General features: G+C 63.9%; 8 protein-coding genes. 6 read left to right on the top strand and 2 right to left on the bottom strand.

Features of this window, described 5'->3' with window-relative positions:
• Positions 1 to 208: 208 nt before the first annotated feature.
• Positions 209 to 832 carry a bifunctional 4-hydroxy-2-oxoglutarate aldolase/2-dehydro-3-deoxy-phosphogluconate aldolase gene (gene eda, locus IE097_RS01625; protein ID WP_189458394.1) on the bottom strand — a complete coding sequence of 208 codons (624 nt, stop codon included), beginning with the start codon at positions 830 to 832 and terminating at the stop codon, positions 209 to 211.
• 68 nt (positions 833 to 900) lie between these two features.
• The gene (edd, locus tag IE097_RS01620) at positions 901 to 2,727 is read right to left on the bottom strand and encodes a phosphogluconate dehydratase (RefSeq protein ID WP_189458393.1); all 1,827 of its coding nucleotides are present in this window, start codon (positions 2,725 to 2,727) and stop codon (positions 901 to 903) included.
• Between the two features lie 372 nt (positions 2,728 to 3,099).
• Here edd and zwf point away from each other — a divergent pair, with 372 nt between their 5' ends.
• The 6 genes from zwf to aceF all read left to right on the top strand — a co-directional run bounded on the left by zwf (position 3,100) and on the right by aceF (position 12,497).
• The gene (gene zwf / locus IE097_RS01615; protein WP_189458392.1) at positions 3,100 to 4,551 is read left to right on the top strand and encodes a glucose-6-phosphate dehydrogenase; all 1,452 of its coding nucleotides are present in this window, start codon (positions 3,100 to 3,102) and stop codon (positions 4,549 to 4,551) included.
• Between the two features lie 98 nt (positions 4,552 to 4,649).
• Positions 4,650 to 5,348: a 6-phosphogluconolactonase gene (gene pgl, locus IE097_RS01610; RefSeq protein ID WP_189458391.1), complete on the top strand. Its 699-nt coding sequence runs from the start codon at positions 4,650 to 4,652 to the stop codon at positions 5,346 to 5,348.
• Positions 5,349 to 5,471: 123 nt separating this feature from the next.
• Positions 5,472 to 6,317: a transcriptional regulator HexR gene (gene hexR, locus IE097_RS01605; protein ID WP_189458390.1), complete on the top strand. Its 846-nt coding sequence runs from the start codon at positions 5,472 to 5,474 to the stop codon at positions 6,315 to 6,317.
• 73 nt (positions 6,318 to 6,390) lie between these two features.
• Positions 6,391 to 8,037: a glucose-6-phosphate isomerase gene (gene pgi / locus IE097_RS01600; RefSeq protein WP_189458389.1), complete on the top strand. Its 1,647-nt coding sequence runs from the start codon at positions 6,391 to 6,393 to the stop codon at positions 8,035 to 8,037.
• Positions 8,038 to 8,109: 72 nt separating this feature from the next.
• Positions 8,110 to 10,767 (top strand): pyruvate dehydrogenase (acetyl-transferring), homodimeric type, encoded by a 2,658-nt coding sequence (gene aceE / locus IE097_RS01595; RefSeq protein ID WP_189458388.1) that lies wholly within the window; start codon positions 8,110 to 8,112, stop codon positions 10,765 to 10,767.
• A gap of 92 nt (positions 10,768 to 10,859) precedes the next feature.
• Positions 10,860 to 12,497, top strand: a complete 1,638-nt coding sequence (gene aceF, locus IE097_RS01590) for a dihydrolipoyllysine-residue acetyltransferase (protein WP_189458387.1) — start codon at positions 10,860 to 10,862, stop codon at positions 12,495 to 12,497.
• The last annotated feature ends 31 nt before the right edge of the window (positions 12,498 to 12,528 follow it).

The following is a 12,528-nucleotide window of genomic DNA, read 5'->3' as shown; positions in this document are numbered from 1 at the left end:
TCATCTCCAGAAATAGAGGATGGAACAGATTGGACGGTCAGAGCATACAAGCACCGGCATAGGGTGCCTTTGTGCCATGACAAGCATCGTACGTACATTAGGGACTTACGCGACCGTCATAGGCAGATGGATCATTGCGCAAGCCCCAGTTTATCAGCCGGAGGGGACGGACAAGGCACTTGCCGCCCCTTCCGGTGACCTGCGGCGATCAGGGACGCAGTGCGGCCGCCTCGCGGGCGAGCTGGGTAATACCGGCCCAGTCACCCCTGGCGACCATGTCTTTCGGCGCGAGCCACGAACCGCCCACACAACCGACGTTCGGCAGCGCCAGCAACTTGGCCGCCGACTCCAGCGACACGCCGCCGGTCGGGCAGAACAGGATTTGCGGCAGCGGGCCACCCATGGCCTTGAGCATGCCGAGGCTGCCAGCCTGTTCGGCCGGGAACAGCTTGAGCGCATCGAAACCTTCTTCGAGGGCTGCGATGGCTTCGGACGGCGTCATCACGCCCGGCAGCAGCTGGATGCCCGCCTCGCGTGCGGCGGCAGCCAGTTTCGGGGTCAGGCCCGGCGTCACGGCAAACTGCGCGCCGGCCGCCTGTGCCTGGGCAAACTGTTCCGGGCGCACGACGGTACCGACGCCGACGATGGCGCCCGGGACGTTGTCCGCGATCGCCTTCACGGCTTCAAGCGCCGCGTCGGTCCGCAGGGTCACTTCCAGCACGCGAATACCGCCTTCGACCAGCGCCTTGGCCAGCGGCACGGCATGTTCGACTTTCTCGATCACCAGCACCGGCATGACCGAGCAGGAACGCATGATTTCACGAATTTGCATGGCAGGATTCCTAAGAAGTTAAGCGATAAGTAAATGCCGGCCCGGTAACGGGCCGGCTGACGATGGCATCAGTGCGCGAGACCGAGGCTCAGCGCACCTTCCTCGGCACCGGTCGCCTGCAGGCGGAAACCGGCAAACAGTTCGCGGCCCATGCCATGACCGTTCCGCGCCAGATCGGCAGTTGCGCATTCGCGCTTGGCCCATTCGGCCGCGTCGACCTTGGCAACCAGATCACCGGTCACCGCATCCAGCCGGATGACGTCGCCGGTCCGGACCTTGCCGAGCGGGCCGCCCGACACGACTTCAGGGGTGATGTGGATCGCCGCCGGCACCTTGCCCGACGCGCCCGACATGCGGCCGTCGGTCACCAGCGCGACCTTGAAGCCGCGGTCCTGCAACACGCCGAGTGCCGGCGTCAGCTTGTGCAGCTCCGGCATCCCGTTGGCACGCGGCCCCTGGAAGCGCAGCACGGCGATGAAGTCCTTCTCGAGTTCGCCGCGCTGGAAAGCGGCCAGCACATCATCCTGATCATCGAAGACGATGGCCGGCGCTTCAACCACGCGGTGCTCTTCGGCCACAGCCGACACCTTGATCACGGCACGACCGATGTTGCCCTCGAGCACCTTGAGACCACCGTCCTTGCTGAACGGATTGGTATGCGGACGCAGTACGGTGTCGTCGCCCGACTGCTGTGGCGACTCGCGCCAGACGGCCCTGCCGTCGTCGCCGAGGAACGGCTCCTGCGAATGCGTGCGCAGACCCTGACCGGTGCAGGTGAGAACGTCGTCGTGCAGGAAGCCGCCGTCGATCAGTTCCCGGATCAGGTAGCCCATGCCGCCGGCAGCGTGGAAATGGTTTACGTCGGCCGAACCGTTCGGGTAAACCCGGGCCAGCAGCGGCACGACCTCGGACAGGTCGTGGAAATCGTCCCAGTTGATGTTGATGCCGGCCGCCTTGGCGATCGCGACGAGGTGGATCGTATGGTTGGTCGAGCCACCGGTGGCCAGCAGGCCGACAATGCCGTTGACGACGGCCTTTTCATCGATGACCTTGCCGACCGGCAGGAATTCGTTGCCGAGTGCGGTGATCTGCGCGACGCGGCGCGCAGCGGCAGCGGTCAGCGCATCGCGCAGCGGGGTATTCGGATTGACGAAAGCGGCGCCCGGCAGGTGCAGGCCCATCACTTCCATCAGCATCTGGTTGGAGTTGGCGGTCCCGAAGAAGGTGCACGTGCCCGGACCGTGGTAGCTGCCCTCTTCCGACGCCAGCAGTTCGTCCCGACCGCACTTGCCTTCGGCGAACAGCTGGCGAACCTTGGCCTTGTCCTTGTTCGAGATGCCCGAGGTCATCGGGCCGGCCGGCACGAAGATCGCCGGCAGGTGACCGAACTGCAGCGCGCCGATCAAGAGGCCCGGAACGATCTTGTCGCACACGCCCAGACAGAGCATGCCGTCGAACACGTTGTGCGACAGGCCGACGGCCAGCGACATCGCGATGACGTCGCGGCTGAACAGCGACAGCTCCATGCCCGGCTGTCCCTGGGTCACGCCGTCGCACATTGCCGGGGTACCACCGGCAAACTGCGCGGTCGCACCAACTTCGTGCACGGCGGCCTTGATGATCGCCGGATAGGTTTCGAGCGGCTGGTGCGCCGACAGCATGTCGTTGTACGACGAGATGATCGCGATGTTCGGCTGACGCATCTCGCGCATCATGATCTTGTCGCCTTCCGGGGCTGCGGCCCAAGCATGCGCCTGGTTGGTACAGGCCAGGCCCTTGCGGATCGGCTCCTTCTTGGCCGCGGCTTCCAGTCGCTGCAGGTAGCGGGTACGGGATTCACGGCTGCGTTCGACGATGCGGGCCGTAACTTCGGTAAGACGGGGATGTAAAGCCATGACGAACTCCGGGTTGACCGCACCTCGATGCACACGACTGCATAGAACACGGTAGTAAATGCCGCAAGAATTACGGCGTAGTTTTACTACAACCCCCTACCAAACTCAACCACAACTGCTCACGGGGCAGCATTACCGCAACGCACCATTTTCGTTCAACCGCGCGGGTTTGCTGGATTTTTCAGCGATCGGAGTTCGGGAAATCCCGCAGACGGCCAAAAGCGTTTGCGCCGTTTTTTGGGCGTGTAGTAACATTACGAAGTCTTACTACGCCCAGACCTCGGCGCGTACGCCGGCCTCGCCCAACAGGCGCACAGCCGATTCAAGAACGTGCACGCAGCCGAGTTCAACGAATAACTCAGGAAGGATGCTATGACCCAGATCGACGCGTTCGACATGGTGCTGTTTGGCGGCACCGGTGACCTCGTGATGCGCAAGTTGTTGCCGGCGCTGTACCACCAACATCAGGACGGCAACCTGCCCGCCGAAGGTCGCATCGTCTGTCTGGGGCGCAGCGTGCCCGACACCGCGGCCTATCTCGACAAGGCCCACGCACTGGCCAAGGGTTATCTCGGCAAGCATTACAACGACGCCGACTGGGCCTCGTTCGCGACCCGCATCCAGTACCTGAAGATCGACGCGAACAAGCCGGAAGAATTCGGCCTGCTGGCCGACGCACTGAACGAGTTCCCCAAGCGCGCCCGCGTCTTCTATCTCTCGACCGCCCCGGACCTGTTCGCGCCCATTTCCAAGAGTCTGGCCGGCGTCGGCCTGACCAAGGGCAACGCCCGCGTCGTACTGGAAAAGCCGCTCGGTCATGACCTTGCGTCGTCGAACAAGATCAACGACGAAGTCGGCGAATACTTCGAAGAGCACCAGATCTACCGGATCGACCATTACCTCGGCAAGGAACCGGTGCTGAACCTGATCGCACTGCGCTTTGCCAACACCTTGCTCGAGCCGCTGTGGCGCCGCGAATGGATCCGCGACGTACAGATCACCGTCACCGAACAGGTCGGCGTGGAAACCCGTGCGGATTTCTACGACAAGACCGGCGCCCTGCGCGACATGATCCAGAACCACCTGCTGCAGCTGCTGACCATCGTCGCGATGGAGCCGCCGGCCTCGTACGACGCCGACGCGGTGCGTGACGAGAAGCTCAAGGTGCTGCGCGCGCTCAAGCCGCTGACCGTCGAAGACGTCCACACCAAGGTCGTCCGCGGCCAGTACCGTGCCGGCGCCGTCGGCGGCCAGCCGGTCCCGGGTTACCTGGACGAACCGGATGTCCCGGCCGGCTCCAAGACCGAGACCTTCGTCGCACTCAAGGCCGAGATCCAGACCTGGCGCTGGGCCGGCGTACCGTTCTTCCTGCGTACCGGCAAACGCCTGCAGGAACGTCTGGCCGAAATCGTCATCAACTTCCGCGAAGCGCCGCATTCGATCTTCGGCAAGATGGGCACACCGAACCGTCTGGTGATCCAGCTGCAGCCGGACGAATCGGTCCGCCTCTACCTGATGGCCAAGGAGCCGGGCAACCAGGTCCGCCTGCGTCCGGTCCACCTCGACCTCGACTTCAAGGAAACCTTCACCACCCGCAGCCCGGAAGCCTACGAGCGCCTGCTGATGGACGTGATCCGCGGCGACCTGTCGCTGTTCGTCCGTCGCGACGAGCAACGCGCCGCCTGGAAGTGGGTCGAGCCGATCATCGACACCTGGGAAGCCAGCACCGACGCGCCCAAGGCCTACACCGCAGGCACCTGGGGTCCGGCCGCTTCGTCGGCACTGCTGTCGCGTGACGGCCTGTGCTGGCACGAAGAAAGCTGATCATTGCGCCCCCGCTTCGGCGGGGGCCTGTCCGAATCGGCGTCCCCGATCGCCACGCCCTGCGTGGCAACCACCGAATACAAGAAACCGAGGTCTCGATGTCCCTGCAATGGCATGAATTCGCATCGAAAGCACAACTCGATACGGCGCTCGCCACCCATATCGCCGAGCGGCTGAAAGCCGCAATCGACGCTCGCGGCGCGGCCAGCCTGGCCGTCTCGGGCGGTCGCACGCCGGCGGGCATGTTCGCTGCATTGTCGCAGGCCGCCATCGACTGGCGTCGCGTCAACATCACACTGGTCGACGAGCGCTGGGTTCAGCCCGACCATGCCGACAGCAACGAGCGCAGCGTGCGCGAGCACCTGTTGCAGGGCCCCGCGGCCAAAGCCCACTTCATTTCGCTGGTCAACGGTGCGGCGACACCGCACGAAGCGCTGACCGCGATCGAAGCCCGACTGGCGATTTTCCCCTCGCCGATCGACGTACTGATTCTCGGCATGGGCGACGACGGTCATACCGCATCGCTGTTCCCGAATGCTGCCGAACTCGAAGCCGCCTGCGCATCGGATGCGCTGCTGGCCGCGGTCACCCCGCCGGTTGCACCGCACCCGCGCATCACCCTGACGCTGCCGACCATTGCCAGGGCGCGCGATGTCATCGTCCACATCACCGGCGAAGGCAAGAAGGCGCTGCTGCAGACCGCACTCGGCGAAGACAAGCCGGTGCCGCTGCAATATCCGATCCGCCGCGTGCTCGACCGTGTCGGCACGGACAAATCGGTGTTCTGGACGGCCTGAGCCGTCACGACCGGAATCCGCGGGGCCGACTGGGCCCCGCGACTTTAACCACGTTTGACAGAGACCCCGGCCGCCGGCCCGCACAATGCCGCCGGAGCGCCGTTTGAGTGAGACCCACCGACCATGCTCGAACGTATCAAGACCGTGATCGACACCCTGAGCAAGTCCGAGCGCAAAGTCGCCGAACTGGTACTGGCTCAGCCCAATCTGGTCGCCAATGCGCCGATCGCGCAAATTGCCGACCTCGCCGGCGTGTCGCAGCCTACGGTGATCCGCTTCTGCCGCAGCCTCAACTGCTCGGGCCTGCAGGACTTCAAGCTCCGGCTGACGCGCAGCCTGGTGTCGGGCGTCCCCTATGTCCATTCGATGGTCTCGGCCGACGATTCGGCACACGATCTGGCCAAGAAGCTGTTCGACAACAACATTTCGCACCTGCTGCGCTGCCGCAACGAGCTCGACACCGAGGCACTCGAACGCGCGATCAAGGTCCTGGCCAACACCCACAAGATCGAGGTCTGGGGTCAGGGCCAGTCCGGTGCCGTCGCCATCGACGCGCAGAACAAGTTCTTCCGTCTCGGTGTACCGACCGTTGCCTATACCGACCCGCACATGCACGGCATGAGCGCGTCGATGCTCAAACCCGGTGACGCCGTCGTCGCCGTGTCGAACTCGGGCCGCACGCTGGACATGATCCGCTCGGTCGAGATCGCCCGCGACGCTGGGGCCGACGTCATCGGCATCACCCATTCGAAGTCGCCGCTGGCCAAGCGCTGCAACATCTGTCTGTTCGCCGACACGATGGAAGACCCGGACCTGTATACCCCGATGATCACCCGCATCGTCCACCTGGTGATCATCGACGTGCTCGCGGTCGGCGTCGCGCTCAAGCGCGGCCCGGAACTGATCGACCAGCTCGAAAAAATGAAACGCAACCTGAAGGAAAAACGGGTTCGCGGGCATGACAACTGAACAAGCAGTAGCCAAGACCGCGGCCCACCGCGGCAAACGTACCGTGAAAAAAAACGTGAGAAGGAAAGAGTCGATGTCGAAGTTGACCCAGTCGCCGGCGTGGCTGGCGCTTGCCGCGCACTACCAGGAAGTGGCTCCGCTGCACATGCGCGAGCTGTTCGAAAAGGATCCGCAGCGCTTCGAGAAGTTCTCGATCGAATCGGGCGGGCTGTTCTTCGATTACTCGAAGAACCGCATCACCGAAGAAACCATGTCGCTGCTGTTCAAGCTGGCCGAGCAATCGGGGCTGAAGGCGCGGATCGAGAAAATGTTTTCCGGTGAAAAGATCAACATCACCGAAAACCGCGCCGTCCTGCATGTCGCGCTGCGCAACCTCGACAAGAACCCGATCCGGGTCGACGGCGAAGACGTGATGCCCAAGGTCAACGCGGTCAAGGAGAAGATGTTCCAGTTCTCCGACGAGATCCGCTCGGGCGAGCGCACCGGTTACACCGGCAAGGCGTTCACCGACATCGTCAACATCGGCATCGGCGGTTCCGACCTCGGTCCGGTCATGGTCTGCAATGCGCTGAAGGACTTCGGTCACCAGCGCCTGACGATGCACTTCGTCTCGACCGTCGACGGCGACCAGATCGTCTCGACGCTGAAGAAGCTGAACCCGGAAACGACGCTGTTCATCGTCGCCTCCAAGACGTTCACGACTCAGGAAACCATCACCAACGCCCGCACAGCGCGCAAATGGTTCATCGACCGCGTCGGCAACGAGGCCCACATCGCCAAGCATTTCGTCGCCGTGTCGACCAATGCCAAGGCCGTCGCCGAGTTCGGCATCGACCTCAACAACATGTTCGAGTTCTGGGACTGGGTCGGCGGCCGCTACTCGCTGTGGTCGGCCATCGGCCTGCCCATCGCCATCTACCTCGGCAAGCACGATTACCAGGACCTGCTCCACGGTGCCTACACCATGGACGAGCACTTCAAGAACAAGCCGCTCGAGCAGAACCTGCCGGTGATCATGGGCATGCTCGGCATCTGGTACGTGAACTTCTTCGGTGCCAACACCCAGCTGATCTCGCCGTACAACCAGTCGCTGCAGCGCTTCCCGGCCTACCTGCAGCAGCTGGACATGGAGTCGAACGGCAAGACCGTCGACCTCGACGGCAATCGCGTCGACTACCACACCGGTCCGGTCGTCTGGGGTGATGCCGGCATCAACGGCCAGCACGCCTACTACCAGATGCTGCACCAGGGCTCGCAGCTGGTGCCGATCGACTTCATCGCCAGCATCGAGCATCCGGAAATTCCGGAACCGCACAGCACCATCCTGATGGCGAACTTCTTCGCCCAGACCGAAGCCTTCATGCGCGGCAAGAACGACGCCGAAGTGCGCGCCGAACTCGCCAAGGCCGGCATCACCGGCGACGCGCAGGACGAGCTGGCGCCGCACAAGATTTTCGAAGGCAACCGTCCGACCAATTCGATCCTGATGCAGCGGCTGACGCCGCGTCGTCTCGGCGCGCTGATCGCGCTGTACGAGCACAAGGTCTTCGTGCAGGGGACGATCTGGAACGTCAACTCGTACGACCAGTGGGGTGTCGAACTCGGCAAGCAGCTGGCGAAGAAGATCGAAAGCGATCTGGTCACGCCGGGGCTGACTTCGAGCCACGACGCGTCGACCAACGGATTAATCAACTATTACAAGCGGAACGTGCCGCGCTGATCGCTCTCAGCGCAGGCGCCTAACCGCGACTCACCACTACTAACCTCTTTAGTTATAAAGGTAGAGACATAAATGGCAGAGCAGCATCACGATCTCGATCCGCAGGAAACACGGGAATGGCTGGAGGCGCTTGACGGCGTCCTGGCCAACGAAGGCGCCGAACGCGCGCATTTCCTCGTCGAGCAGCTTGTCGATCACGCCCGTCAGGATGGCGTGAACATTCCCTACACCGCCACCACCGCCTACATCAACACGGTGCCGGCGCATCTGGAAGCCAAGAGCCCGGGCAACCACGCGTTCGAAGAACGCATCCGTTCGTACACCCGCTGGAACGCGGCGGCGATGGTCGTCAAGGCCAACAAGCCGGGCAAGGGCGATCCGGGCGGCCACATCACCTCGTTCGCGTCGGCGGCCACGCTGTACGACGTGGGCTGGAACCACTTCTGGCATGCGCCGAGCGACAACCACGGCGGCGACCTCGTCTACTTCCAGGGCCACTGCGCCCCGGGCATGTACTCGCGTGCCTTCCTCGAAGGCCGCATCACCGAAGACCAGCTCGACAAGTTCCGCAAGGAAGTCGACGGCGGCGGTCTGTCGTCGTACCCGCACCCGTGGCTGATGCCGAATTTCTGGCAGTTCCCGACCGTGTCGATGGGCCTCGGCCCGATCATGGCGATCTACCAGGCCCGCTTCATGAAGTACCTCGGCGACCGCGGCTTCGAACAGAAGGGTGACCGCAAGGTCTGGTGTTTCTGCGGCGACGGCGAAATGGACGAACCGGAATCGCTCGGCGCGATTTCGCTGGCCGGCCGTGAAAACCTCGACAACCTGATCTTCGTGATCAACTGCAACCTGCAGCGTCTCGACGGTCCGGTCCGCGGCAACAGCAAGATCATCCAGGAACTCGAAGGCGATTTCCGCGGTTCGGGCTGGAACGTCATCAAGGTCGTCTGGGGCTCGGGCTGGGATGCCCTGCTGGCCAAGGACGAGAAGGGCCTGCTCCAGCGCCGGATGATGGAAGTCGTCGACGGCGAATACCAGACCTACAAGTCGAAGGACGGCGCCTACGTGCGCGAGCACTTCTTCAACTCCCCGGAGCTGAAGGCCCTGGTCTCGAACATGTCCGACGACGACATCTGGCGTCTGACCCGCGGCGGCAACGATCCGCACAAGGTCTACGCCGGCTACAAGGCCGCCGTCGAACACAAGGGCCAGCCGACGCTGCTGCTGGTCAAGACCGTCAAGGGCTACGGCATGGGCGCGGCGGGCGAATCGCAGAACGTCGCCCACCAGACCAAGAAGCTGTCGGAAGACGACCTGCTTCACCTGCGCGACCGTTTCAAGATTCCGCTCACCGACGAAGAAGCCAAGGCGTGCAAGTTCTACGCACCGCCGGCCGATGCGCCGGAACTCAAGTACATGCACGAACGCCGCGCGGCGCTCGGCGGCTACCTGCCGGCACGCAAGCCGGTCGACGAGCCGCTGCAGGTCCCGGGCCTCGACGCCTTCAAGGCACTGCTCGACTCGTCGGGCGAGCGTGAAAGCTCGACCACGATGGCGTTCGTGCGTCTGCTCGGCACGCTGGTCAAGGACAAGAACATCGGCAAGCGCGTCGTGCCGATCGTGCCGGACGAGTCGCGTACCTTCGGCATGGAAGGCATGTTCCGCCAGCTCGGCATCTGGTCGCACGTCGGCCAGCTGTACGCACCGGAAGACGCCGACCAGCTGATGTTCTACAAGGAATCGACCACCGGCCAGATCCTGCAGGAAGGCATCAACGAAGCCGGCGCGATGAGCGACTGGATCGCCGCGGCCACCGCCTACGCCAACCACGGCGTGACGATGATTCCGTTCTACATCTACTACTCGATGTTCGGCTTCCAGCGTATCGGTGACCTGGCCTGGGCGGCCGGCGACCTGCGCGCGCGCGGCTTCCTGCTCGGCGGTACCGCCGGCCGGACCACGCTGAACGGCGAAGGCCTGCAGCACCAGGACGGCCACACCCAGCTGTTCGCCGAGTACATCCCGAACTGCGTCTCGTACGACCCGACCTTCGCCTACGAGCTGGCCGTGATCGTTCAGGACGGCATGAAGCGGATGTATCAGGACCAGGAAAACATCTACTACTACCTGACGCTGATGAACGAGAACTACGCGCACCCGGCCATGCCGGAAGGCGCGGAGGCCGGCATCCTCAAGGGTCTGTACAAGTTCCGCCAGGGCGACGCCGGCAAGCTCAAGGTCCAGCTGATGGGTTCGGGCACGATCTTCCGCGAAGTCATCGCCGCGGCCGACCTGCTCAAGGCCGACTTCGGCGTCGACGCCGACATCTGGTCCGCCACCAGCTTCAACGAGCTGCGCCGCGACGGGGTCAACGCGTCGCGCTACAACCTGCTGCATCCGACCGCCGAGCAGCACGTGCCGTACGTGACCCAGTGCCTGAAGGGCGCGGAAGGCCCGGTGATCGCCGCGACCGACTACAAGCGCACCTTCGCCGACCAGATCCGCGAATACGTACCGAACCGCTACGTCGTGCTCGGCACCGACGGCTACGGCCGCTCGGACAGCCGCGACGCGCTGCGCAGCTTCTTCGAAGTCGACCGCTTCCACGTTGCCGTCGCCGCACTGAAAGCACTGGCCGACGACGGCAAGATCGGCTTCGACAAGGTTGCCGAAGCGATTGCCAAGTACGGCATCAACGCGGACCGTCCGGCACCCTGGACCGTCTGATTGCATGAGTGAGGCGTCCGGCCCCGTGGCCGGACGTGATTGATCCGAGGCAGGGCCTGCGCCCTGTCCCCAACCCCTCACAGGGAACAACAATGAGCAACATCATTGAACTGAAAGTCCCCGATATCGGTGGCCACGACAACGTCGACGTCATCGAAGTGCTGGTCAACGTCGGCGATACCGTCGACGTCGAACAATCGCTGATCACGCTGGAAACCGACAAGGCGACGATGGAAGTACCGGCGACCCACGCCGGTGTCGTCAAGGAAATGAAGATCAAGGTCGGCGACAAGGTTTCCGAAGGCAGCGTCGTGCTGGTCCTCGAGGCCGCTGCCGCCGCTTCGGCACCTGCACCGGCTGCCGCACCGGCCCAGGCTGCAGCACCTGCACCGGTAGCCGCTCCGGCGGCGGCACCGGCCGCTGCGCCAGCAGCAGCGCAGTCCATCGAAGTCCGCGTTCCGGACATCGGCAACTTCGACGCCGTCGAAGTGATCGAGGTCACAGTCAAGGTCGGCGACACCATCGCCGTCGACGACAGCCTCGTCACGCTCGAATCGGACAAGGCCTCGATGGAAGTGCCGTCGACCGCCGCGGGTGTGGTCGAATCGGTCGCCATCAAGGTCGGCGACAAGGTCGCCCAGGGCGCACTGATCGTCACCGTCAAGGGCGCAGCCGCAGCGGTAGCCGCTCCGGCTGCGGCCGCACCGGCACCTGTCGCTGCTGCACCGGCACCGGTCGCCGCACCTGCCCCAGCGCCGACGGCTGCAGCCGTTGCCGCGCCGGCCGCGAAGATCGACGACGCGAGCTTCAGGAAAGCTCACGCCAGCCCGTCGGTGCGCCGTTTCGCCCGTGACCTCGGCGTCGACCTGTCGCGCGTCAGCGGTTCGGGTCCGAAGGGCCGCATCCTGCACGAAGACGTGCAGAACTTCGTCAAGTCGGTGATGTCGGGCGCGACAGCAGCCCCGGTTGCCGCCGCTACCGGCGGTTCGGGTGCGGGTCTGGACCTGCTGCCGTGGCCGAAGGTCGACTTCGCCAAGTTCGGCCCGGTCGAGACCAAGCCGCTGTCGAAGATCAAGAAGATCTCCGGTGCCAACCTGCACCGCAACTGGGTGATCATTCCGCACGTCACGTTCAACGACGAGTGCGACATCACCGAGCTGGAAGACTTCCGCAAGACCATCGGCAAGGAATGGGAAAAGGCCGGCCTGAAGCTCTCGCCGCTGGCCTTCATCATCAAGGCCGCCGCCGAAGCGCTGAAGGCGTTCCCGGAAATGAACTCGTCGCTCGACGGTGACAATCTGGTGCTGAAGCAGTACTACAACATCGGTTTTGCCGCCGACACGCCGAACGGTCTCGTCGTTCCGGTCATCAAGAACGTCGACCAGAAGGGTCTGAAGCAGATCACCAAGGAACTGACCGACCTGTCGGCGCTGGCGCGCGAAGGCAAGCTCAAGCCGACCGACATGCAGGGTGCGACGTTCACGATCAGCTCGCTCGGCGGCATCGGCGGCACCAGCTTCACGCCGATCGTCAATGCACCGGAAGTCGCGATCCTCGGCGTCTGCAAGAGCCAGATCAAGCCGGTCTGGAACGGCAAGGAATTCGCGCCGCGCCTGATGTGCCCGCTGTCGCTGTCCTTCGATCACCGCGTGATCGACGGCGCACAAGCCGGTCGCTTCACCGTACATCTGGGCAAGCTGCTGGCGGACATCCGTCGCCTGGTCCTCTAAAGCCGGTGGTGCGCGTCCACAAGACCGCACC

Origin of the sequence: Jeongeupia chitinilytica, assembly GCF_014652315.1 — a bacterium.
Lineage (GTDB): Bacteria > Pseudomonadota > Gammaproteobacteria > Burkholderiales > Chitinibacteraceae > Jeongeupia > Jeongeupia chitinilytica.
The sequence above is the reverse complement of the archived record's forward strand: the minus strand, read 5'-3'. Positions and strand labels throughout refer to the sequence as shown.

Coding starts and splice junctions, on each gene's coding strand:
- hexR (WP_189458390.1), top strand. CDS start 5,472: ATGCTCGAACGTATCAAGACCGTGATCGACACCCTGAGCAAGTCCGAG.
- aceE (WP_189458388.1), top strand. CDS start 8,110: ATGGCAGAGCAGCATCACGATCTCGATCCGCAGGAAACACGGGAATGG.
- eda (WP_189458394.1), bottom strand. CDS start 832: ATGCAAATTCGTGAAATCATGCGTTCCTGCTCGGTCATGCCGGTGCTG.
- pgi (WP_189458389.1), top strand. CDS start 6,391: ATGTCGAAGTTGACCCAGTCGCCGGCGTGGCTGGCGCTTGCCGCGCAC.
- zwf (WP_189458392.1), top strand. CDS start 3,100: ATGACCCAGATCGACGCGTTCGACATGGTGCTGTTTGGCGGCACCGGT.
- pgl (WP_189458391.1), top strand. CDS start 4,650: ATGTCCCTGCAATGGCATGAATTCGCATCGAAAGCACAACTCGATACG.
- aceF (WP_189458387.1), top strand. CDS start 10,860: ATGAGCAACATCATTGAACTGAAAGTCCCCGATATCGGTGGCCACGAC.
- edd (WP_189458393.1), bottom strand. CDS start 2,727: ATGGCTTTACATCCCCGTCTTACCGAAGTTACGGCCCGCATCGTCGAA.